Source organism: Pseudomonas inefficax, from assembly GCF_032164165.1.
Taxonomy (GTDB): Bacteria; Pseudomonadota; Gammaproteobacteria; order Pseudomonadales; family Pseudomonadaceae; genus Aquipseudomonas; species Aquipseudomonas inefficax.
Window position 1 is genome coordinate 3,477,509 of record NZ_CP134401.1, and the last position, 21,943, is coordinate 3,499,451.

24 protein-coding genes are annotated in these 21,943 nt (G+C 63.5%); 14 read left to right on the top strand and 10 right to left on the bottom strand.

Annotated features, from left to right (window positions below):
• Nucleotides 1-186 precede the first annotated feature (186 nt).
• The 6 genes from hemA to RIN61_RS15680 all read left to right on the top strand — a co-directional run bounded on the left by hemA (nucleotide 187) and on the right by RIN61_RS15680 (nucleotide 5,532).
• Nucleotides 187-1,464, top strand: a complete 1,278-nt coding sequence (hemA, locus tag RIN61_RS15655) for a glutamyl-tRNA reductase (protein ID WP_112251983.1) — start codon at nucleotides 187-189, stop codon at nucleotides 1,462-1,464.
• Nucleotides 1,461-2,543, top strand: a complete 1,083-nt coding sequence (prfA, locus tag RIN61_RS15660) for a peptide chain release factor 1 (protein WP_013970909.1) — start codon at nucleotides 1,461-1,463, stop codon at nucleotides 2,541-2,543. Before hemA ends, prfA begins: the two co-directional genes overlap by 4 nt.
• On the top strand, nucleotides 2,543-3,373 hold the full coding sequence (gene prmC / locus RIN61_RS15665; protein WP_013970910.1) for a peptide chain release factor N(5)-glutamine methyltransferase: 831 nt from the start codon (nucleotides 2,543-2,545) through the stop codon (nucleotides 3,371-3,373). Before prfA ends, prmC begins: the two co-directional genes overlap by 1 nt.
• Nucleotides 3,367-4,122 carry a molybdopterin-synthase adenylyltransferase MoeB gene (locus RIN61_RS15670; protein WP_112251984.1) on the top strand — a complete coding sequence of 252 codons (756 nt, stop codon included), beginning with the start codon at nucleotides 3,367-3,369 and terminating at the stop codon, nucleotides 4,120-4,122. The genes prmC and RIN61_RS15670 overlap by 7 nt, the downstream gene beginning before the upstream one ends.
• On the top strand, nucleotides 4,115-4,912 hold the full coding sequence (gene murI / locus RIN61_RS15675) for a glutamate racemase (RefSeq protein WP_252378791.1): 798 nt from the start codon (nucleotides 4,115-4,117) through the stop codon (nucleotides 4,910-4,912). The genes RIN61_RS15670 and murI overlap by 8 nt, the downstream gene beginning before the upstream one ends.
• A 101-nt stretch (nucleotides 4,913-5,013) precedes the next feature.
• The gene (locus tag RIN61_RS15680; protein WP_112251986.1) at nucleotides 5,014-5,532 is read left to right on the top strand and encodes an acyloxyacyl hydrolase; all 519 of its coding nucleotides are present in this window, start codon (nucleotides 5,014-5,016) and stop codon (nucleotides 5,530-5,532) included.
• 123 nt (nucleotides 5,533-5,655) lie between these two features.
• On the opposite strand, the gene RIN61_RS15685 is transcribed toward RIN61_RS15680, so the two are convergent.
• From RIN61_RS15685 to RIN61_RS15705, 5 genes are all read right to left on the bottom strand, one after another.
• Nucleotides 5,656-6,354, bottom strand: a complete 699-nt coding sequence (locus RIN61_RS15685; protein ID WP_112251987.1) for an SDR family oxidoreductase — start codon at nucleotides 6,352-6,354, stop codon at nucleotides 5,656-5,658.
• Complete coding sequence (phrB, locus tag RIN61_RS15690) at nucleotides 6,351-7,793, bottom strand: deoxyribodipyrimidine photo-lyase (RefSeq protein WP_207878470.1); 1,443 nt, start codon at nucleotides 7,791-7,793, stop codon at nucleotides 6,351-6,353. Before phrB ends, RIN61_RS15685 begins: the two co-directional genes overlap by 4 nt.
• Nucleotides 7,784-8,671 (bottom strand): MerR family transcriptional regulator, encoded by an 888-nt coding sequence (locus RIN61_RS15695; RefSeq protein ID WP_313852756.1) that lies wholly within the window; start codon nucleotides 8,669-8,671, stop codon nucleotides 7,784-7,786. Before RIN61_RS15695 ends, phrB begins: the two co-directional genes overlap by 10 nt.
• Nucleotides 8,661-9,629 carry a YbgA family protein gene (locus RIN61_RS15700; protein WP_313852758.1) on the bottom strand — a complete coding sequence of 323 codons (969 nt, stop codon included), beginning with the start codon at nucleotides 9,627-9,629 and terminating at the stop codon, nucleotides 8,661-8,663. Before RIN61_RS15700 ends, RIN61_RS15695 begins: the two co-directional genes overlap by 11 nt.
• Before the next feature lie 97 nt (nucleotides 9,630-9,726).
• A complete protein-coding gene (locus tag RIN61_RS15705) occupies nucleotides 9,727-10,713 on the bottom strand; it encodes an NAD(P)/FAD-dependent oxidoreductase (RefSeq protein WP_215520282.1) in 987 nt (328 codons plus the stop codon).
• Between the two features lie 187 nt (nucleotides 10,714-10,900).
• Between RIN61_RS15705 and RIN61_RS15710 the strand changes: the two genes are divergently transcribed.
• Nucleotides 10,901-11,806, top strand: coding sequence for a TIGR01777 family oxidoreductase (locus tag RIN61_RS15710; RefSeq protein WP_112251992.1), 906 nt, complete (start codon nucleotides 10,901-10,903; stop codon nucleotides 11,804-11,806).
• Between the two features lie 13 nt (nucleotides 11,807-11,819).
• Nucleotides 11,820-12,833, top strand: coding sequence for a ferrochelatase (hemH, locus tag RIN61_RS15715; protein ID WP_207878474.1), 1,014 nt, complete (start codon nucleotides 11,820-11,822; stop codon nucleotides 12,831-12,833).
• A 103-nt stretch (nucleotides 12,834-12,936) separates the two neighbouring features.
• Here hemH and RIN61_RS15720 read toward each other — a convergent pair whose 3' ends face one another.
• A complete protein-coding gene (locus RIN61_RS15720) occupies nucleotides 12,937-14,208 on the bottom strand; it encodes a uracil-xanthine permease family protein (protein WP_313852761.1) in 1,272 nt (423 codons plus the stop codon).
• Between the two features lie 2 nt (nucleotides 14,209-14,210).
• Entirely contained in the window at nucleotides 14,211-14,849 is a 639-nt protein-coding gene (upp, locus tag RIN61_RS15725) for a uracil phosphoribosyltransferase (protein WP_011532223.1), read from the bottom strand.
• Between the two features lie 161 nt (nucleotides 14,850-15,010).
• Between upp and RIN61_RS15730 the strand changes: the two genes are divergently transcribed.
• The 4 genes from RIN61_RS15730 to RIN61_RS15745 all read left to right on the top strand — a co-directional run bounded on the left by RIN61_RS15730 (nucleotide 15,011) and on the right by RIN61_RS15745 (nucleotide 17,061).
• Nucleotides 15,011-15,568, top strand: coding sequence for a hypoxanthine-guanine phosphoribosyltransferase (locus RIN61_RS15730; RefSeq protein WP_003256346.1), 558 nt, complete (start codon nucleotides 15,011-15,013; stop codon nucleotides 15,566-15,568).
• Between the two features lie 2 nt (nucleotides 15,569-15,570).
• Nucleotides 15,571-16,044: a WbuC family cupin fold metalloprotein gene (locus RIN61_RS15735; protein WP_112251996.1), complete on the top strand. Its 474-nt coding sequence runs from the start codon at nucleotides 15,571-15,573 to the stop codon at nucleotides 16,042-16,044.
• A 187-nt stretch (nucleotides 16,045-16,231) separates the two neighbouring features.
• Nucleotides 16,232-16,702 (top strand): hypothetical protein, encoded by a 471-nt coding sequence (locus tag RIN61_RS15740; protein ID WP_112251997.1) that lies wholly within the window; start codon nucleotides 16,232-16,234, stop codon nucleotides 16,700-16,702.
• Nucleotides 16,703-16,770: 68 nt separating this feature from the next.
• On the top strand, nucleotides 16,771-17,061 hold the full coding sequence (locus tag RIN61_RS15745) for a PA4642 family protein (RefSeq protein WP_112252042.1): 291 nt from the start codon (nucleotides 16,771-16,773) through the stop codon (nucleotides 17,059-17,061).
• A gap of 179 nt (nucleotides 17,062-17,240) precedes the next feature.
• Here the strand turns inward: RIN61_RS15745 and mqo are convergent, their stop codons facing one another.
• Complete coding sequence (gene mqo / locus RIN61_RS15750) at nucleotides 17,241-18,749, bottom strand: malate dehydrogenase (quinone) (protein ID WP_025337698.1); 1,509 nt, start codon at nucleotides 18,747-18,749, stop codon at nucleotides 17,241-17,243.
• A gap of 600 nt (nucleotides 18,750-19,349) precedes the next feature.
• The gene (locus tag RIN61_RS15755; protein ID WP_112251998.1) at nucleotides 19,350-19,583 is read right to left on the bottom strand and encodes a hypothetical protein; all 234 of its coding nucleotides are present in this window, start codon (nucleotides 19,581-19,583) and stop codon (nucleotides 19,350-19,352) included.
• Nucleotides 19,584-19,728: 145 nt separating this feature from the next.
• Here RIN61_RS15755 and RIN61_RS15760 point away from each other — a divergent pair, with 145 nt between their 5' ends.
• Both RIN61_RS15760 and RIN61_RS15765 read left to right on the top strand, forming a co-directional pair.
• On the top strand, nucleotides 19,729-20,313 hold the full coding sequence (locus tag RIN61_RS15760; protein ID WP_013970929.1) for a YajG family lipoprotein: 585 nt from the start codon (nucleotides 19,729-19,731) through the stop codon (nucleotides 20,311-20,313).
• 166 nt (nucleotides 20,314-20,479) lie between these two features.
• Nucleotides 20,480-20,740, top strand: a complete 261-nt coding sequence (locus RIN61_RS15765) for a hypothetical protein (RefSeq protein ID WP_046616028.1) — start codon at nucleotides 20,480-20,482, stop codon at nucleotides 20,738-20,740.
• Between the two features lie 33 nt (nucleotides 20,741-20,773).
• Here RIN61_RS15765 and RIN61_RS15770 read toward each other — a convergent pair whose 3' ends face one another.
• On the bottom strand, nucleotides 20,774-21,940 hold the full coding sequence (locus tag RIN61_RS15770; RefSeq protein ID WP_112251999.1) for a 1-acyl-sn-glycerol-3-phosphate acyltransferase: 1,167 nt from the start codon (nucleotides 21,938-21,940) through the stop codon (nucleotides 20,774-20,776).
• Between the last annotated feature and the right edge of the window lie 3 nt (nucleotides 21,941-21,943).

Below are 21,943 nucleotides of genomic sequence, written 5' to 3' on the forward strand. Positions count from 1 at the left end.
TGTGGGAGCGGGCTTGTCCCGCGAAGCGCCGCGCGGGCGGCGCTCGATCTCACTGGCGAAGATGGTGAAAAGCCGAACACCCGCGAAGTGCACCACCTGACTATCAGCGCAATAGCGAACGGTGGTTGTCCTGAAACCTGCGAAAGAGGACAATTATCGGCTTCCCGTCACAACCAGCGACCTTGCATGGCCTTTCTTGCACTTGGTATCAACCATAAGACTGCCTCGGTAGACGTACGCGAGCGCGTGGCGTTTACCCCAGAGCAGCTGGTAGACGCCCTGCAGCAGCTCTGCCGGCTGACATCCAGCCGCGAAGCGGCAATCCTGTCGACCTGCAACCGTAGCGAGCTCTATATCGAGCAGGACCACCTGTCCGCCGATGTCGTGCTGCAATGGCTCGCCGACTATCACCGCCTCAGCCTGGACGAGTTGCGCGCCAGCGCCTACGTGCACGAAGAGCACGAGGCGGTGAAGCACATGATGCGGGTGGCCTCCGGCCTGGACTCGCTGGTGCTCGGCGAGCCGCAGATCCTCGGCCAGATGAAGTCCGCCTACGCGGTGGCGCGCGAGGCCGGCACCGTCGGCCCGTTGCTCGGGCGCCTGTTCCAGGCCACCTTCAGTGCCGCCAAGCAAGTGCGTACCGACACCGCCATTGGCGAAAACCCGGTGTCGGTGGCGTTTGCCGCGGTCAGCCTGGCCAAGCAGATCTTCAGCGACCTGGGCCGTAGCCAGGCCTTGCTGATCGGCGCTGGCGAAACCATCACCCTGGTCGCCCGCCACCTGCATGAGCAGGGCGTGCGTCGCATCGTCGTGGCCAACCGTACCCTGGAGCGGGCCAGCATCCTGGCCGAGCAGTTCGGTGCGCACGCCGTTCTGCTGGCCGACATCCCTCAGGAACTGGCCAACAGCGACATCGTTATCAGCTCCACCGCCAGCCAGTTGCCGATCCTCGGCAAGGGCGCGGTCGAAAGCGCGCTGAAGCAGCGCCGGCACAAGCCGATTTTCATGGTCGACATTGCCGTACCCCGCGATATCGAAACCGAAGTCGGCGAACTGGACGACGTCTACCTGTACACTGTCGATGACCTGCACGACGTGGTGGCGGAAAACCTCAAGAGTCGTCAGGGCGCGGCCCAGGCCGCCGAAGAGCTGGTGTCGGTAGGGGCTGAAGACTTCATGCTGCGCCTGCGCGAGCTGGCCGCGGTGGATGTGCTCAAGGCCTATCGCCAACAAAGCGAGCGCCTGCGCGACGAAGAACTGCAAAAGGCCCAGCGGCTGCTGGCCAACGGCGCCAACCCCGAAGATGTGCTGGCCCAACTGGCCCGGGGGCTGACCAACAAACTCCTGCACGCGCCCAGCGTGCAATTGAAAAGGCTCTCGGCCGAGGGCCGCCTCGATGCGCTGGCCATGGCCCAGGAACTCTTTGCCCTCAACGAGGGCTCGACGGACAAATCCCCGCAATGAAAGCGTCGCTGCTGAACAAACTGGAAATCCTCCAGGACCGCTTCGAAGAACTCACCGCACTGCTCGGTGATGCCGAGGTCATTTCCGACCAGACGCGCTTTCGCGCCTATTCTCGTGAATACGCCGAAGTCGAGCCGGTCTACGCTGCTTATAAAGAGTGGCGCAAAGTCCAGGACGACCTCGAAGGTGCCCAGGCGCTGCTCAAGGACAGTGACCCGGACCTGCGCGAAATGGCCGTGGAAGAAGTGCGTGAAGCCAAGGAACAACTGCTGACGCTGGAGTCGCAGCTGCAACGCATGCTGTTGCCCAAGGACCCCAACGACGGCCGTAACGTGTTCCTCGAGATCCGTGCCGGCACCGGTGGCGACGAGGCGGCGATCTTCTCCGGCGACCTGTTCCGCATGTATTCGCGCTACGCCGAAAAGCGTGGCTGGCGCCTGGAAATCCTCTCCGAGAACGAAGGCGAGCACGGCGGCTACAAGGAAATCATCGCCCGCGTCGAAGGCGAGAGTGTGTACGGCAAGCTCAAGTTCGAGTCTGGCGCGCACCGCGTACAGCGCGTGCCCGAGACCGAATCCCAGGGCCGTATCCACACCTCCGCATGCACCGTGGCGGTACTGCCCGAGCCGGACGAACAGGCGGCCATCGAGATCAACCCGGCCGACCTGCGCGTGGACACCTACCGCGCATCCGGTGCCGGCGGCCAGCACGTCAACAAGACCGACTCGGCGATCCGTATCACCCACTTGCCCACCGGTATCGTGGTCGAGTGCCAGGAAGAGCGCTCGCAGCACAAGAACCGCGCCCGCGCCATGTCCTGGCTGTCGGCCAAGCTCAACGACATGCAGACCAGCGCCGCGCAGAACGCCATCGCCACCGAGCGCAAGCTGCTGGTCGGCTCGGGTGACCGTTCCGAGCGCATCCGTACGTACAATTATCCACAGGGCCGGGTGACCGACCACCGCATCAACCTGACCCTGTACTCGCTGGACGACATCCTCGCCGGCGGCGTGGAGGCGGTGATCGAACCGCTGCTGGCCGAATACCAGGCCGATCAACTGGCCGCCCTGGGGGACTGATGACCATCATCGCCAGCCTGCTGCGCAACGCGCAGTTGCCAGAATCGCCCACCGAGCGGCTGGATGCCGAGCTGCTGTTGGCCGCGGCCATCGGCAAGTCGCGCAGCTACCTGCACACCTGGCCCGAGCGAATCGTCAGCAGCGAAGATGCCGAGACCTATGCCGGCTACCTGCAGCGCCGCCGTGGCGGCGAGCCGGTTGCCTATATTCTTGGGCTGCAGGGCTTCTGGAAGATCGACCTGGAGGTGGCACCGCATACTCTGATCCCGCGGCCGGATACCGAGCTGCTGGTCGAAGCCGCGCTTGAGCTGCAACCCGCCACGCCGGCCAAGGTCCTTGACCTGGGCACCGGCACCGGCGCCATCGCCCTGGCCCTGGCCAGCGATCGCCCGGCCTGGCAGGTGACTGCAGTGGACCGGGTGGAGGAGGCCGCCGCCCTGGCCGAGCGCAACCGCCAGCGCCTGGGCCTGGCGAACGCCCAGGTACGGCTCAGCCACTGGTTCGACAGCCTGGCCGGCGAGCGTTTCGACCTGATTGTCAGCAACCCGCCCTACATCGCCGCCGCAGACCCGCACCTGGTCGCCGGTGATGTACGCTTCGAACCCAGCAGCGCGCTGGTGGCCGGCGCCGATGGCCTGGACGACTTGCGCGTAATCGCTGCCCAGGCCCCCGCGCACCTGGTGCCGGGTGGCTGGTTGCTGCTGGAACACGGCTACGATCAGGCAGCGGCGGTGCGCGCCTTGCTGGCTGAACAAGGCTTCATCGAGGTCGCCAGCCGCACGGACCTGGGCGGCCATGAACGCATTACCCTGGGGCGCCTGCCATGCTGAGTGATCAGGAACTGCTGCGTTACAGCCGGCAGGTATTGCTGGCCCAGATCGACATCGACGGCCAGTTGCGGCTCAAGCAGAGCAAGGCGCTGATCGTCGGGCTCGGTGGCCTTGGCTCGCCAGTTGCCTTGTACCTGGCCGCTGCCGGGGTGGGTGAGCTGCACCTGGCCGACTTCGATACCGTCGACCTGACCAACCTGCAACGCCAGGTGATCCACGACAGTGCCAGCGTCGGCATGAGCAAGGTCGATTCGGCCTTGCAGCGCTTGCAGGCGATCAACCCGGAAATCAGCCTGGTTGCCCATCGCCAGGCTCTGGACGAGGACTCGCTGGCAGCCGCTGTGGCAGCGGTCGACCTGGTGCTGGACTGCTCCGACAATTTCGGTACTCGCGAGGCGGTCAACGCCGCCTGTGTCGCGGCTGGCAAGCCGCTGGTCAGCGGTGCGGCGATCCGCCTGGAAGGGCAGTTGTCGGTATTCGACCCACGGCGTGACTACAGCCCCTGCTACCACTGCCTGTACGGTCATGGCAGCGAAGCCGAACTGACCTGCAGCGAAGCCGGCGTGATCGGCCCGCTGGTGGGCCTGGTGGGCAGCCTGCAGGCGCTGGAGGCGATGAAGCTGCTGGCCGGGTTCGGCGAGCCGCTGGTCGGCCGCCTGCTGTTGATCGATGCTCTCGGCACTCGTATCCGCGAATTGCGGGTCAAGCGCGACCCGGCCTGTGCGGTCTGCGGCCAGCGCGATGGCTGAGCGCTCGGCGCCGGTCGGCGTGATGGACTCCGGGGTCGGCGGCTTGTCGGTGCTCGCCGAGATCCAGCGCCTGCTACCGAACGAGACGCTGCTGTACGTGGCCGATTGTGGCCACGTGCCCTATGGCGAGAAATCACCCGATTACATCCGCGAGCGTCTGCGGCGCATTGCCGGGTTCTTCCATGAACAAGGCGCCAAGGCCATGGTGCTTGCGTGTAACACCGCCACGGTGGCGGCAGTCGCCGATTTGCGCGAGTTGTATCCGCTCTGGCCGCTGGTGGGCATGGAGCCAGCGGTGAAGCCCGCTGCCGCGGCCACGCGCTCGGGGGTGGTCGGGGTGCTGGCCACCACTGGTACCCTGCAAAGCGCCAAGTTCGCCGCCTTGCTCGATCGCTTCGCCAACGACGTACAGGTCATCACCCAGCCTTGCCCGGGCCTGGTCGAGCGGATCGAGACCGGCGACCTGGTCAGCCCGGCGCTGCGCCAGTTGCTGTCGGGCTACGTGCAGCCGCTGCTGGCGGCGGGTTGCGACACGCTGATCCTCGGCTGCACTCATTACCCCTTCCTGCGCCCGTTGCTGGCCGAGATGGTGCCAGCCGATGTGGCCATCATCGACACCGGCGCCGCAGTGGCGCGTCAGCTGCAGCGACTGCTGGGGGGGCATGGCCTGTTGGCCGATGGGCCAGCAGGTGATACCCGGTTCTGGACCAGCGCTGACCCGCAGTCGCTAAGAAAAATCCTACCTTTGCTGTGGCATCAGTCCGACAGTGTGCAAAGCTTTCCGCTGTGAAAAAAATGTGAAAAGCACCTGAACTATCGTACCAGTGCCGCTTTCTACCGCTTTGCCTGACCTAAGGCGGACACCAATAACAGCAAAGAAGGATGTTGCTCATGAAGAAGCTGCTCGGCTTGGCGGCGGTTGCTGCCTTTACCTTGGGGCAAGCGCTGTCGGCGCAAGCTGCTGACGTTTCGTTTTCGGTGGGGCAGACCGGCGACTCGACCATGGTCTACCGGCTGGGGCTGCAATCGAACTGGGACGCGAGCTGGTGGCAGACCAGCGTGGGTCGCCTGACCGGTTATTGGGATGGGGCTTATAGCTACTGGGATGGTGACGAGACGGCCAGCAACCACAGCCTGTCGTTTGCGCCAGTGTTTGTTTATGAGTTTGCCGGGGAGTCGGTGAAGCCTTACATCGAGGCGGGGATCGGCGTTGCGGCGTTCTCCAGTACCGAACTGGAAGACAACGAGCTGGGCTCGTCATTCCAGTTCGAAGACCGTATCGGCTTTGGATTGCGCTTTGCCGGTGGGCATGAGATTGGCGTGCGGGCGATTCACTATTCCAACGCAGGCATCAAGCAGCCCAACGATGGGGTGGAGAGCTACAGCCTGCATTACCGCATGGCGCTCTGAGCTCTCCTGGGCCGGCCTCTTCGCGGGTGAACCCGCTCCCACAGGTATATCACTGGACTCAAGGTGCAGGGAGTCCTGTGGGAGCGGGTTTACCCGCGAAGAAGGCGATGCCGATATCAGATGCTATCGCATCAACGGCCACAGGCTACTGAGCTCCAAAACCTCCAGCACCAGCTCAGGTTCCCTCTGTGGCCACCGCAGCAGCAGCTCTTCTGCCGCTTGCTGCGGCGTCCACGCCTCCGGTATCGCCTGCGCCGATGTCACAGGCGTCTTCAACGACTGCGGCCCCACCACGGTCAGCTCAACCCCTTGCGCCTTCAGCGCCTGACGCTGCTCGCGCATCCATTGCGGCATATTGTTCCAGCCCGCAGTCACCTGCGTCGGTGCATGCAACTGCAACGCCGAATAACGGTTGAACACCGCCATCACCTGCGATGAGTCGCCCTTCGCCAGCAACGGCAGCGCACTGGCCAGGCAATGCTCGCCGGCCAGCTGGTTGCCAGTGACGATAGCCTCGAACAACTCGCTGTCCGCCACATTGTCCGCCAGGTAATCGCTGGTACCGGCGTTGATGATCAAGCCGTCCAGCGCGCACCAGGCATGGCAAATCTGCTGGCAGGCCTGGGCCGCCTGATGTTCTTCGTGCAACTGCCAAGGCAAGCGCAACAGCTGGCTGCCATAGCGTGCAGCCAAGGCATCCAGTGCCTCGCCATGCTTGCCGCTTGCAGCTACCCGGTGTCCTTGCCGGAGCAACCCCTCCACTAACGCCAGGCCTAGTCCATTGCCTGCTCCCGTCACCCAGATACTGCGTGCGTTGTTCAAGATGCTGCCCTCTGATCCTGCCGGCGCGGGAGGTTCTTGAATGCCTCCAGTGCGCGCTGGCGACTGCTGTCGAGATCGACGATTGGACGGTAGTAGGATTGTCTGGCAAAAAGATCGGCTGATATTAAGGGAAGATGAATAGCTTTTTCATCCAGCCTTTGCAATTCCGGCAGCCAGTGCCGAATGAAACGCCCCTGCGGGTCGAAACGCTGCGACTGCGTAACCGGGTTGAAGATGCGGAAATAGGGCACCGCGTCGGTGCCAGTGGACGCGCTCCACTGCCAGCCGCCGTTGTTGGCGGCCAGGTCGCCGTCTATCAGGTGGCGCATGAAATGTCGCTCGCCCTTGCGCCAGTCGATCAGCAGGTTCTTGCTGAGGAACATGGCCACGATCATGCGCAGGCGGTTGTGCATCCACCCGGTATCCAGCAGCTGGCGCATGGCGGCGTCGATGATGGGGAAGCCGGTTCGGCCCTGTTCCCAGGCTTCGAGGTCGGCCGGTGCGTCGCGCCAGGGCAGGGCTTCGGTCTGGGCGCGGAAGGCGCGGTGACGCGAGACCTGTGGATAACCGGCCAGGATGTGTTTGTAGAATTCGCGCCAGAGCAGCTCGTTGACCCAGGTTTGCACGCCACTGCTGCCGCTGTCGAACTCACCGCGGTTGCTGGCCAGGGCGCCGTGCAGGCACTGGCGCGGCGAGATCACGCCAGCGGCCAGGTAGGTGGAGAGCTGGCTGGTACCGGGCTTGGCAGGCAAGTCACGCAGCTGGTGGTAGTCGTCGATGGTTTCGTCGAGAAAGCGGGCCAGCCGCGCCTGCGCTTCGGCTTCGCCGGCCGGCCAGTGGTCGCGCAGTGTTTGCGCGGGTTTTTCGAAACCGTCCACGTGCTCAGGGATCGGGTCGCTGGTGATCTGCAGTGGTGCCTGGCGTTTTACCCGGTGGGCCAGGGCCGGGAGGCCTCGGTGCAGGTGCTCCAGGCAGTTCTTCTTGAACTGGCTGAACACCTGGAAGTAGTCACCGCTGCGGGTAAGGATGGTGCCCGGGCGGAACAACAGCTGGTCGAGATGGCTGTGGGCCTGGATGGACGACTTTTCCAGCAGCGCGCGGGTAGCGTCGTCGCGGCGTTGCTCGTTGATGCCGTACTCCTCGTTCCAGTGCACGCTTTGCACCTGATGTTGGCGGCAGACGTCTAGCACGGCCTGCGGCGCCTGGTCCCAGATGTCGATCCTGCGGATCAGCAGAGGTATGTTCAGGCGCTCCAGCGACTGGCGCAGGTCGCGCAGGTTGCGCAGCCAGAAGTCCACTTTGCACGCGGCGTCGTCATGGGCCAGCCATTGCCCGGGGCTGACCAGCCACAGGGCAAGGGTCGGCCCGCGCTCGCTGGCGGCGGCGAGCGCGGTGTTGTCATCGATGCGCAGGTCGCTGCGCAGCCAAGTCAGGTGCATGGTGCGGTCATCTCTCCAGGCTGGCGGCCATGGGCTTGCAGCAAACGCAATGCCGCCTGTGGGGTATCGAACAGTTCGAGGTTGGGCAGGCGGAGGGCGCGCAGCCGGGCTTCGTGCGGCGCCAGCATCGGCCCGCCGGCCAGGGTCGGTACGGGCAGGCGTTGCAGCACCTTGTCATCGAGTCGTGGCCCCAGGTGCAGGAGCACGGCACGCGGCTTGAGCATGGTGACGGCGCGTTGCAGGTGCGCGCCGCCAATGGTGTGCTCCAGCACTTCGACCGGCACGCCGTTGCTGGTGAACAGCCAGGCGCACAACCACAAGCCAGGGCTGAAGGTGTGTTCACTGTCTTCGGCCAGCAAGATGACAGGGCCTTGCAGCAGCTGGTTGTCGTGGTAGACCCGGGCGCCCAGCTTGCTGCGCAGCCAGCTGTGGAAAAACACCTGCTCCAGCCGTGCATTGAAATAGCTGCGCCAGCGCAGGTCGAGGAGGTCGAGCAGCGGCAACAGCAATTGCTCGCATAGGGTGACGGCCGGGTAAAGGGCCATGGCCTGGTTGAGCTGCTGGTCCAGGGCGCGCTGTGACAACGTGGCGATGGCCTCGATCAGTTGGAACTGCCGGGCTTGCCAGTCGCCTTTGGGCGGTGTGCTGGCCGGTTTGTCGAGCAGCTCGCGTACCTGGCTGACGGAGGCACCGCGCTGCAGCCAGGCGAGGATCGCCTCGACGCGTTCGACTTGTTCCAGCGGATACAGGCGATGGCCCTTGGCGGTACGCTGGGGCTTGAGCAGGCCGTAGCGGCGCTCCCAGGCGCGCAGGGTGACGGGATTGACGCCCGTGCGGCGAGCCAGCTCGCCGATGGGCAGAAGGATTTCAGACGGCATTGCGCAGGCCCAGGCTCTCGGGATGCGGCTGCAGGTAGGCCTGCTGCTGCAGATACGGGTCGGGGTGCTTGCGCAAATGGTGCTTGAGCAAGGTCAGCGGCACTACCAGCGGCACCACGCCTTGCTGGTATTGGCCGATGATGGTTTGCAGCTCGGCTTTGTCCTGTGGTGTGAGGGTGTCCTTGAAGTAGCCGCTCAGGTGCTGCAGCACGTTGCAGTGAGTGCCACGGCTGGCACAGCGGCGCAGGGCCTGCATCAGTTGGCTGAAATAGCGCGGGCCGATACTTTGCGGGTCGTCGTCCTTGCTCATGCTGCCAAGCAGGCGCCCCAGGCTGCGGTAGGCCTGCGGGTTGTTGGCCATCAGCAGGTACTTGTAGCGCGAGTGGAAGCGCACCAGGGCGCCACGGCTCAGGCCTTCGGCCAGCAGGCGCTGCCAGTCGGCGTAGGCATACACGCGGCTGATGAAGTTCTCGCGCAGCACAGGGTCGTGCAGGCGGCCTTCTTCCTCCACCGGCAGGTCCGGGCGCCGTGCGCAGAACGCCTGGGCATACACGCCCCGCCCACTGTGGAAGGCCGGGTGGCCATTGTCCTGGTACACCTTGACCCGCTCCAGGCCACAGGAAGGCGATTTCTGCATGAAGATGTAGCCGCAGATATCGTCGAGCTCGGCCGCCATTTGCTCGCCATAGCTGCGCAGTGGGCCGGTCAGGTCCATGCCGGGGTTGCGGGTGCCTACCACTTCGGGCCGGCTGGGGTCGCCGACCAGGCGGATCGGGTCGCGCGGTACACCCAGGCCGATGGCCACCTCCGGGCACACCGGCAACCAGTCGAAATGTTCCTCGAGCTGCATACGGCACAAGTCGGAGGCCTTGTGGCCACCGTTATAGCGCACGCTATGCCCGGTCAGGCAGGCGCTGATGGCGATACGCGGCTTGCTGTGGGCGGATGAGTCGTGCATGGGCTGTCTCCAATAAAACTTGTACGAGACTATAAAGTTGTACAGGTTTATTGCAGCACAACCCAGAAGTTATGCAAACCAGTTTTTTTGTACAGCTCTATTCGAGGTGTTCGAGCAGCCGACGCGCTGCTTCCTGGCCACTGAGCCAGGCGCCTTCGACGCGGCCGGACAAGCACCAGTCGCCGCAGGCGTACAAGCCTTGATCTGCATCGGCCAGCGCGCCCCATTCATGGTTGCTGCTCGGGCGGGCATACAGCCAGCGGTGAGCCAAGGCAAAAGTAGGGGCTGGTACCACGCAGCCGACCAGCTCGGCAAACTCGCCCCACAGCTGTTCGATCACTTCTTCCTTGGGCAGGTCGATGTGTTGCCGGCTCCAGTCCGAGGTGGCGTGCAGTACCCAGGTATCCAGCTGCTCGTCACGCCCGGGCTTGCTGCGGTTGCGGGCCAGCCAGTCGAGCGGGTTGTCCTGTACGAAGCAGCCTTGCATCGGGGTGTCCAGCGGGGTCTGGAAGGCCAGGGCGACAGCCCAGGTGGGCTCCATCTGCACACCTGCGGCCACGGCGGCGAGCTTCGGGGTAGAGGCCAGCAGCGGCGTGGCCTGCGGTGCCGGCACAGCAATCACGACGCGGCTGTAGGGGCCATGGCTGCAGCCTTCGGTGTCCTGCAGGTGCCAGTATTGCTTGCCGCGGAACACTTCGGCGATGCGGCAGCCGAAGTTGACCGTCACATCCTTGAGCAGGCCGCGGGTGATTGCACTCATGCGCGGCACGCCCACCCAGCGTGTCTGCTCGTCGGGGGACGGGGTGAGTTCACCATCGCGGTAGTTGTACAGCTGTGGCTTCCATTGCTCGGCCCAACCAGCGGCAACCCACTGCTGTACCTGCTCGACGAAGCGCCGGTCACGGGCAGTGAAATACTGGGCGCCGAGGTCCAGCGCGCCAGCTTCGCTGCGCTTGCTGGCCATGCGCCCGCCACTGCCGTGGCCTTTGTCGAACAAATGCACGGATTGCCCGGCCTTCTGCAAGGCCTGGGCGGCTGACAGACCGGCGATACCGGCCCCGATTATGGCGATAGGTACTGTCATGATGGCCTCTTCAAACCTTGCTGTAAGCAGACTACGCTGTCAGGCAAACCTGTACAATGCTAAAATTTTGTATAAGGTTATTCCGTGTTGGCAGGCAGCTTGGCCTATGTTTATCCGAGAGCGTCGGGTCAAAAAAGTGCCTTGTTGTTAAAAATAGACCACCGCCGCATTCTGCGAGGACACAGCCATGCATATATTGCTGACAGGCGGCACTGGGTTGATTGGCAAGCACCTGTGTCAGTACTGGCTCGGCCAGGGTCATCGCCTGACGGTATGGAGCCGTCGACCTGAGCAGGTGCCGAAAATTTGTGGGGCTGGCGTGCGCGGCATCGCACGCCTGGAGCAACTGGAGCCGGATGATCAGCTGGACGCAGTGATCAACCTGGCCGGCGCGCCGATTGCCGACCGGCCTTGGACGGCGGCCCGGCGCAACCTGCTGTGGGCCAGCCGCGTCACCCTCACCGAGCAGTTGCTGGCTTGGCTGGGCAGCCGTGAGCAGCGCCCGGAAGTGCTGATTTCCGGCTCTGCGGTGGGTTGGTACGGAGACGGCGGCGAACGCGAGCTGTCCGAGGCTTCACCGCCGGTGCGCGAAGATTTCGCCAGCCAGCTGTGCATTGCCTGGGAGGAGACGGCCATGCGTTCACAGGCCCAGGGCATTCGCGTTGTACTGGTGCGAACCGGTTTGGTACTGGCAAGTGATGGCGGCTTTTTGTCGCGTCTGCGCCTGCCCTTCAAATTGGGGCTGGGCGGGCCTTTGGGCGACGGGCGGCAGTGGATGCCCTGGGTCCATATAGACGACCAGATCGCCCTTATTGATTTTCTCTTGCAGCACAAGGATGCCAGCGGTCCTTATAATGCCTGCGCCCCCGAGCCGGTGCGCAACCGCGAGTTCGCCAGGTGCCTGGGCCGCACCTTGCACCGGCCGGCGTTGCTGCCAGTGCCGGCACTGCTGCTAAAGGCCGGGCTGGGTGAGCTGTCGACCCTGCTGCTCGGCGGCCAGCGCGCCCGCCCGGTACGCTTGCTGGCGGCAGGCTTCACCTTCCGCTTCAACGATCTGCAATCGGCCCTGGACAACCTGTCCAGCCGCCTCTGACATAGGATGCTGCATGACCGATCACGCCCTGCTGCTGGTCAACCTGGGTTCCCCGGCCTCCACATCGGTGGCCGATGTACGCCGCTACCTCAACCAGTTTCTGATGGATCCCTATGTGGTCGACCTGCCGTGGCCGCTTCGGCGGCTGCTGGTGTCGCTGATCCTGATCAAGCGCCCGGAACAGTCGGCCCATGCCTATGGCTCTATCTGGTGGGAAGAGGGCTCGCCGTTGGTAGTGCTGACCCGTCGCCTGCAGGCGGCGATGGTCGAGCACTGGCCCCATGGCCCGGTGGAGATTGCCATGCGCTATGGCCAGCCGGCCTTGCCCGAAGTGCTCGAGCGCCTGGCGGCCCAGGGTGTACGCAAGGTGACCTTGGCACCGCTGTATCCACAGTTTGCCGACAGCACGGTGACCACGGTGGTGGAGCTGGCCAGGCAGACGATCAGCGAGCGCCAGCTGCCGTTGCAGATGCGCGTGCTGCAACCATTCTACGAACACCCGGATTACATCGAGGCACTGGCGGCCAGCGCCAGGCCTTACCTGGAGCAGGACTACGATCACCTGTTGCTGAGCTTTCATGGTTTGCCGGAGCGGCACCTGAAGAAGCTCTACCCGGCCGGCAAGCATGACCTGCGCGCGGCGGATTGTTGCGAAGGTGCCAGTGCCGAGGTGCGTGCGGTGTGTTATCGCGGGCAGTGTCTGGCCACGGCCAAGGCTTTTGCGCAGAAGCTGGGCATACCGGACGGCAAGTGGTCGGTATCGTTCCAGTCGCGCCTCGGGCGCGACAAGTGGATCGAACCCTACACCGAAACCCGGCTGGACGAACTGGCCAAGGCCGGAGTGAAGCGGTTGCTGGTTATGTGCCCTGCGTTCGTTGCAGATTGCATCGAGACGCTGGAAGAAATCGGCATGCGCGGCAGCGAGCAGTTTGTCGAGGCTGGCGGGCAGGAGCTGGTGCTGGTGCCTTGCCTGAATGATCACCCGGAGTGGGTGAGGGTGTTGGCCGACATGTGCGAAAAGGCCTGATTGTCAGGTTGCCTTTGCCGGCCTCTTCGCGGGTAAACCCGCTCCCACAGGTTTTGTACAATGCCTGTGGGAGCGGGTTCACCCGCGAAGGGGCCAGATCAGGTCAAAGCTGATCATCCAGCTTCTTGTGCTTCCAGCCATCATTACCCGGCAGGATCAGGTTCAGCGCGATAGCCACGACGGCGCACAGGGCGATGCCCTTCAGGCCCCAGTCATCCGGGCCGTCACCGCTGCCGATCAGCACACCGCCGATACCGAACACCAGGGTGACCGACACGATCACCAGGTTGCGCGCTTCGGACAGGTCGATCTTGTGGCGGATCATGGTGTTCATGCCCACCGCCGCGATCGAGCCGAACAGCAGGCACAGGATGCCACCCATCACCGGTACCGGGATGCTTTGCAGCAATGCACCGAACTTGCCGATGAAGGCGAGGGTGATGGCGAAGACCGCCGCCCAGGTCATGATCTTCGGGTTGTAGTTCTTGGTCAGCATCACCGCGCCGGTGACTTCGGCATAGGTGGTGTTGGGCGGGCCGCCAAACAGGCCGGCTGCCGTGGTGGCCAGGCCGTCACCCAGCAGGGTGCGGTGCAGGCCAGGCTTTTTCAGGTAGTCGCGGCCCGTCACGCTGCCGACCGCGATCACCCCGCCGATATGCTCGATCGCCGGTGCCAGGGCAACCGGGACGATGAACAGGATGGCCTGCCAGTTGAACGCTGGTGCGGTGAAGTTGGGCACCTCCAGCCACGGTGCGGCGGCGATCTTGGCAGTGTCGACCACGCCAAAGGCGAACGACAGGGCAAAGCCCACCAGCACGCCAGCGATGATCGGCACCAGGCGGAAGATGCCCTTGCCGAACACGGCGACGATCAGCGTTGTCAGCAGGGCCGGCATCGAGATCATCATGGCGGTCTGGTAGGGCAGCAGCACGCTGCCGTCACCGGCCTTGCCCATCGCCATGTTGGCGGCGATCGGCGCCATGGCCAGGCCGATGGAGATGATCACCGGGCCGATCACCACCGGCGGCAGCATGCGGTCGATGAAACCGGTGCCTTTGATTTTCACCATCAGGCCCATGAAGGTGTACACGAAACCTGCGGCCATCACGCCGCCCATGGTCTCGGCCAGGCCGAACTGGCCCTTGGCGAGGATGATCGGGGTAATGAAGGCAAAGCTCGAGGCCAGGAACACTGGTACCTGGCGGCCGGTGACCAGCTGGAACAGCAGGGTGCCGATGCCGGCAGTGAACAGCGCGACGTTCGGATCGAGGCCGGTGATCAGTGGCATCAGCACCAGCGCGCCGAATGCCACGAAGAGCATCTGCGCGCCCGAAACGACCTGGCGCCAAAGCGGGTCGTTGAAGCCGTCCTGCATGGTCAGGCGTCCTTTTGCTTGGTGCCGAAGATCTTGTCACCGGCATCGCCCAGGCCCGGCACGATGTAGCCGTGTTCGTTCAGGCGCTGGTCGATCGAGGCGGTGTAGATCTGCACGTCCGGGTGGGCTTTTTCCACCACTTCGATGCCTTCTGGCGCGGCGACCAGAACCATGGCGCGGATCTCTTTGCAGCCGGCCTTCTTCAGCAGGTCGATGGTGGCAACCATCGAACCGCCGGTGGCCAGCATCGGGTCGATGATCAGCGCCAGGCGCTGGTTGATGTCCGGCGCAAGCTTTTCCAGGTAGGTGTGGGCTTCGAGGGTTTCCTCGTTGCGGGCAACGCCGACAGCGCTGACCTTGGCACCCGGGATCAGGCTGAGCACGCCATCGAGCATGCCGATGCCGGCACGCAGGATCGGCACCACGGTAATTTTCTTGCCGGCGATTTTTTCAACTTGCACCTTGCCGCACCAGCCGTCGATCTCGTAGGTTTCGAGCGGCAGGTCCTGGGTGGCTTCGTAGGTCAGGAGCGCGCCGACTTCCTGGGCAAGTTCGCGAAAATTCTTGGTGCTGATATCGGCACGGCGCATCAGGCCGAGCTTGTGGCGGATCAGCGGATGGCGGATCTCACGAGTGGGCATAGGGGGGCTCCGAAAGGCGGGCAAAAAAACCGCGCTAGATTAATCTATTCAGCCTGTGCTGTCGTCTGGTCATTCTGGACGTTAGTCCATAAATGCTTGATCTGTGACGAGCGGATGCGTACCTTTGCCCGCTTTTCCAAAATGCACCCCCGGAGAGCGCCATGTCCGCCGATCTCGAGCATATCCGTCAAGTCATGCGTGAAGCTGACTGCCTGTACACTGAAGCCGAAGTCGAAGCGGCCATCGCCAAAGTCGGCGAGCAGATCTGCAAGGACCTGCACGACAAGAACCCGGTGGTGTTCTGCGTGATGAACGGCGGCCTGATCTTCTCCGGCAAACTGCTGACCCACCTGCAGTTCCCACTGGAAGCCAGCTACCTGCACGCCACCCGCTACCGCAACCAGACCAGCGGCGGCGAACTGTTCTGGAAGGCCAAGCCGGAAGTGTCGTTCATCGACCGTGACGTACTGATCGTCGACGACATTCTCGACGAGGGCCACACCCTCAGCGCCATCATCGAGTTCTGCAAGCATGCCGGTGCGCGCTCGGTGCACACCGCGGTGCTGATCGACAAGGACCATGACCGCAAGGCCAGCCCGGAGCTCAAGGCCAACTACGTGGGCCTGCCCTGCGTCGACCGCTACATCTTCGGTTACGGCATGGACTACAAAGGCTACTGGCGCAACGCCAACGGCATTTTCGCCGTAAAGGGGCTGTGATCATGCGCCAGCCCGCGTTCATCGACCAATCGCTGTTCGCCGGGCTGGCCGCACAGGCTGCCGCCAACCCGCGCGGGCGGCAGCACCACAATTTCCATGAGATGGCAGAGCCTTGCCACCGCATGGCGGTCGGGCTGCAACCGAGCACCTATATCCCGCCGCATCGTCACCTCAGCGATGACAAGGCCGAAACGCTGGTCGTGCTAAAGGGGTGCCTTGGCCTGCTGATCTTCGACGAGCAGGGCGCTGTGACCGACAAGCGGGTGATGCAGGCGGGCGGCGATTGCCTGGGTGTGGACCTGGCGCCTGGAACCTTCCATGGGCTTGTGGTGCTGGAGCCGGACAGCATTCTGTTCGAGTGCAAGGCTGGGCCGTATCGGCCGGTGGGTGAAGGTGAACATGCGCACTGGGCGCCGCGCGAAGGTGAAGAAGGCGTGGCCGAGTACCAGGCCTGGATGATCGCGCAGTTCGATTGATGTCAGGCCGGCGCACTCAACTGTAGGAGCGGCCTTGTGTCGCGATCGGGCTGCGCAGCAGCCCCTCGATTGAAGCTTCGCCACCAACATGGCCGGTGCCGCTTTGCAGCCCATCGCGACACAAGGCCGCTCCTACAAGAGCCTGTGCAGGCCGTGCTAGAGTGCTCCTTCATTCAAGGAGCCTCACATGCGTGCGTTTCTTCCCCTCCTGTTGGCGGTCAGCCTGCCACTCGCCGCCGCACCGCTGCACAGCCAGTTCCTGCCACCTGACGACCAGTCACTGCGCCAGGAAGCGCCGACCGGCCAGCAATTGCTGCAAGTGACCGACTACTCGGTGGTGGTGGGTACCCAGCGCCAGTCCGACCAGCAGCCGATCCCGATCACCTCGTCGTTGCAGGTGCGCCTCAAGGGCAAGCCGCTGAGCAAGGGCGCGACCATCGCCCAGGTGCTACTGACCTTTGACGGTGAAGCGGCCAAGAGCCTGAAGAAACCCGTCTACGACGAGAAAACCCGCACCTTGAGCCTGAACTACCCGCTCAGCGACTACCGCGTGATCATGGACCTGCTGCGCAACGAGACACTGTATGTGCAGTTCCTCACGTACGCCAACGGCCACGTCTGGGCCGACCTGCACACCGGTACCGTACGTACGCGTTGAGGCGCCCGGCCTGCGGGGGGTACACTGCCGGCCTTGGAAATTTCGTGATGGTCCAGTTGGAGTCGGCAATGCGTAAAGACAAGAAACAGGTAATCGGTGACGAGATCAGCGACGACTACATCAAGGCATTCCTTCAGTTCGAGCCGGCCGATGGCGTGACCTCGCCGTCGCTGCACAAGCTGGTCAAGGCGTACCGTGGCCTGCGCATCGACGATTTCGAGCGCTTTGTCGGCTTCTTCATCGAAGCCGGGCTGGACCTGGATGGCAAGGACGAGCATGGCAAGACCTTTGTCGAGCAGATCGCCGACCAGCGCAATGCGGCGGAGTACATCGAGATCATTGCCAAGGCCCGTGGCTGATTTTTAAACCTGCTCCGGCCTCTTCGCGGGTAAACCCGCTCCCACAGGTACAGCGCAGCCCTTGTCTGTGGCTCTGATCCTTGTGGGAGCGGGTTTACCCGCGAAAGGGCCGGAACAGGCTTACTAAGATCCAGGCACAAAAAAACGCCCCAAGGGGCGTTTTTTCGTTACCGGCCGAATCAGGCGTAATGCTTGGCCGCCGGGCTGCTTTCCACCAGGTCCAGTGCCACGTCGTTGTCGGCGCTGATCTTGTGGTACAGGGCTGCATCGGTTGCCAGGGTCTTCTCGCGAGCCGGGAAGATTTCCTTGAGCTTGGCAGCCCAGGCGCCTTTGGCCTGCTCGGGGAAGCAGCGCTCGATCAGTTCCAGCATGATCGATACGGTTACCGAAGCACCCGGCGATGCGCCGAGCAGTGCAGCCAGGCTGCCGTCCTGGGCCGAGACCAGCTCGGTACCGAACTGCAGCACGCCGCCTTTCTTCGGGTCCTTCTTGATGATCTGCACGCGCTGACCAGCCACTTCCAGGCGCCAGTCTTCGGCCTTGGCCTGCGGATAGAAGCGACGCAGGGCTTCCAGGCGCTGCTCCATCGACTGCATCACTTCGCTGACCAGGTACTTGGTCAGGTCCATGTTGTCACGGGCCACGGCCAGCATCGGGCCAATGTTGCCCATGCGCACCGACAGCGGCAGGTCCATCAGCGAACCGTGCTTGAGGAACTTGGTGGTGAAGCCGGCATATGGGCCGAACAGCAGCGATTTCTTGCCATCGACCACGCGGGTATCCAGGTGTGGTACCGACATCGGTGGGGCGCCGACCGCGGCCTGGCTGTAGACCTTGGCCTGGTGCTGCTTGACGATTTCCGGGTTGTCGCAACGCAGCCACTGGCCGCTGACCGGGAAGCCGCCGAAGCCTTTGCTTTCCGGAATGCCCGACAGCTGCAGCAGCGGCAGGGCCGCGCCACCGGCGCCGAGGAAGACGAAGCGGGCGTCCACTTCACGGCTGCCGCCGCTGTTGACGTCCTTGATGCTTACGGTCCAGCCCTTGCCGTTACGGCGCAGGCCAACGACCTTCTTGCTGTACTTGACCTGGGCGTCTTGCGAGTCGCCCAGCAGCTTCAGCAGCTTGTTGGTCAGGGCGCCGAAGTTGACGTCGGTACCCTTGAGCACGCGGGTGGCGGCGATGTGCTGGTCGGCTGGGCGGCCTGGCATCATCAGCGGCATCCAGTCGTTCATCACGGCCTTGTCTTCGGTGTATTCCATGTCGGCGAAGGCATGGTGCTGCTTGAGCAGCTCATAGCGCTTCTTGAGGAAGGAAACACCCTTGTCACCCTCGACGTAGCTCAGGTGCGGGACAGGGTTGATGAAGGCACGCGCCGAGCCGAAGTTGCCTTTCTTGCTCAGGTAGGCCCAGAACTGGCGCGAAACCTCGAACTGGGTGTTGATGTGCACGGCCTTCTTGATGTCGATGCTGCCATCGGCGGCCTGGGGCGTGTAGTTAAGCTCGCAAAGGCCGGCGTGGCCTGTGCCTGCGTTGTTCCAGGGGTTGGAGCTTTCCGCGGCTCCGGAGTCCATCGCCTCCACGACCTCAAGTTTCAGGGTCGGGTCGAGCTCCTTGAGCAGTACGGCCAGGGTGGCACTCATGATGCCCGCGCCTACCAGTACCACATCAACCGATTCGTTCTGCGCCATTTAACGCGTCTCCACAATCTACAGCTACCTAATTGACAGCATAGGACCTGGGTTCGCCAGGGTCGCCATGTCCGACTTTTCGCAGTTCTTGCAACTTCCGCGGACACCGCCAATCAGTCTTCGGGTTCGGGTATTGAACGCGGTTTGCCACGGGTGCGGCAATTCGACTTATGGTCAAGGTGTCATGCGTGCGTTATGGAACGGCTCAGACACTCATACGAGATGAGCGCATTTGCCGCCTGTTCAGGGCTGTTCGGGACACATCTGCCGCTTTTGCACATGCCAGACTGTTCATTTGCTCGCCACACTCTTGTGAAGTTGTGAAAACCGTTTTTTCACGCTCTTTTGGAGACGTGAACCTCAAAAGGGGACTGCGCGATGGCAACCCGCAGGTTCATGCAGTGTGAAGGGCCGGAAAAGCAGGCACGACAGCCGATGCAAGACCTGAGTGGAAGGCTCTCTGTGGGCGAAGCGTTGAAGTTGCCGGGGTCAATCGGCGAGTGCGGGGCCCGATCAGGAGACGTCCTTATAATCGGGGGGAGATTATAGCGATGTCGCGGGCAGAAATGTCGCCATTCGTGGTTTTTATTGCAGCCTTTGTCAGGCCGCGAGGATGCGCTGGTGCCAGCGGCGGCTTGCGCGGGCGCAAACCCGGGCACTGGCGGGCAGTTCGCGGCCCAGCCAGGCGAGCTGGATTTCGCCGATCTGGACCCAGCCGCTGCCGCTTGGTGCCTGGCTGCATTGCTTGAAGGCCAGGCATTTGCCGTCGTCATCGAGGCGGGCATAGGTGTTGTGGCGCGGGCGTTGGAAGAGCAGGGTCCAGAGCGAGGCCATGGCAGCGAGTCCTGTGTGTTAGGGCTTGGCGCAAGGATAAGGGCGCGGCGATGAAACGATTGTGACAAGCGGGCCAGGCCGATGACTGGTCGATGCGTGGCTAGGTATACTGTGGGCCTTCGCCGCTTTTTCTGGAGTAACGCGCATGTTGCAACGTCTGTTGTTCGGTTTGATCGCCGTGGCCAGCCTCAGCCTGGTCGGTTGTGCCCACAGCCCGCAACAACTCAACCCGCAACCCACGCTCAAGGCCCAGCTCGCCCCGGTCGGCCATGGCCAGCCGGTAGTGGTCCGGGTGGTTGACGGCCGGGCCTCGCAGTCCCTGGGCACTCGCGGTGGCATGTACCCCGAGACCAGCACCATCAGCGTCAGCGGTAACGACATCGTGCCCAAGCTGCAGGCCCAGGCCGAAGCAGCCGTGCGCCTGCTCGGCTTCACCCCGACGCCGAACGCCTACAACGCGCCGCAGCTGACCGTGACCCTGGCCGAACTGAAGTACCAGTCGCCGAAAGACAACCTGTACGTGACCGAGGCTACCATCGGTGCCACCTTCCGTGCTGACGTGTCCAATGGCGGCCGCCGCTACAGTGGCCGTTACGGTGCTTCGCTGGACCAGCGTTTCGGCATGGCGCCGAACCAGGAAACCAACACCCAGCTGGTGGGCGATGTGCTGAGCGATGCGCTGACCCGCATGTTCAAGGACCCGACCATCGGTCAGGTGCTGGGGCAGTAAGGCTTCAGCTGTAAAACAAAACCCGCTGCCTGTGCTCCAGGCAGCGGGTTTTTTGTTGCCTGTGACCTGGATGAAATTCAATGACATTTTGTCGCCTGGGCCGGGCGTCAGGGCGCGACTTGGGTAGAATGCCGGCCTTTGCCGTCGCTCATACCGAGGTTGCGTGATGTCCTTGCAAGTGCTCTGGGGGTTCCTGGCCGCCCACCCGACCAAGCTGATCAATCTGCTGGCGCTGCTGCTGACCTGCCCGGGCGGGTTGCTGCTGCACAGTGCGCGGCGGCGCGAGGCCGAGACCCGCGAATACATGGCGGTGGACGATGGGGTGGTGGACGCGTTCGACCTGCGGGTACCCCGGTACTTCTACATTCTCGGTTTTTCGTGCCTGGCGATGGCGTTGCTGCTGTCCTGGTTCAGTACCTGGGTTTGAGAACCCGGGGCTGCAAAGCAGCCCTGGGATCGATCAGGCAACCGGCGCCTGCTGCCTGACCTGGTACTGGTTGCGCACCGGCGTCGCATACTGCAACACCAGGTACGGCCGCTGCTCCTCGGGGCAGGCATCCAGGCGGCGTTGCCATTCTTCCTTGGCCCGAGCCAGTTCCTCAGCCGGGAACACCTTCTCGGCGCTCGGCACCTGCAGCGCCTCATCCTTGCCTTCCCACATCGCATAGGCCAGGTAGTGCACCGGGAACAGCCGGTAGCCACCGAGGATCTGCCGGTCGATTTCCACCGCCAGCTGCTTGGTGTCCTCGTGGAACTCGGTCACCGGCGGGGCGAAGTTGATGTGCACCCGGCCCTTGTAGCCGGTAATGCCCTTGGCGATGCTGTTGTCGTCCTCGCCCGGCGCCTTCTTGTAGGTGCCGGTGGTGGCGCGGATGTACAACTCGCGGGCCTTGGCCTGGTCGCACGGGTCATACTCGTAGCTGATCGACACCGGCGTCAGGTTCAGGCTCTGGATCACCGCGCCGAACGGCTCGTCCTTGCGGCTCATGTGGAACATCTTGAGGATCGCCGAGTCGGTGCGGTCGTCACCGTCCTTGGCCCGGCCTTCGGCCTGGGCGATCCAGATCGACGTGGCGTCGTTGCGGATCGAGTGGTTGATGTAGGCCGAGAGCAGCTGGTAGGCCGCCAGTTTCTCGCGGCGCCCGCTGATCGAGCGGTGCACGATGAAGCTCTTGTTCAGGCGCATCATGTCGCTGACAAACGGCTTTTGCAGCAGGTTGTCGCCAATGGCGATGCGCGGCGTGGGCAGGCCGGCGTGGTACACCGCATAGTTGACGAACGCCGGGTCCATGACGATGTCACGGTGGTTGGCCAGGAACAGGTAGGCGGTGCCGGCCTTGAGTTGCTCCACGCCCGTATAGGTGACGCCGTCGGTGGCACGGTCGATGGTCTGGTCGACGTAGTACTCGACTTTGTCCTGCAAGGTCGAGACGCAGGTGACGCCGGCAAATTCCTTGCGCAGGCGGCGGGCGATCAGCGGTTTGAGCAACCAGCCGAGAGCACCGGCCGCACGCGGGAAGCGGAAGTGGGTGAGGATATCGAGGAATGCCGGGTCGCTGAGCAGGCGTGCCAGAACGGCAGGGACCTCAGCGTCGTCGTACGGTCGGATGGCATCGAATTCGCCCATCAT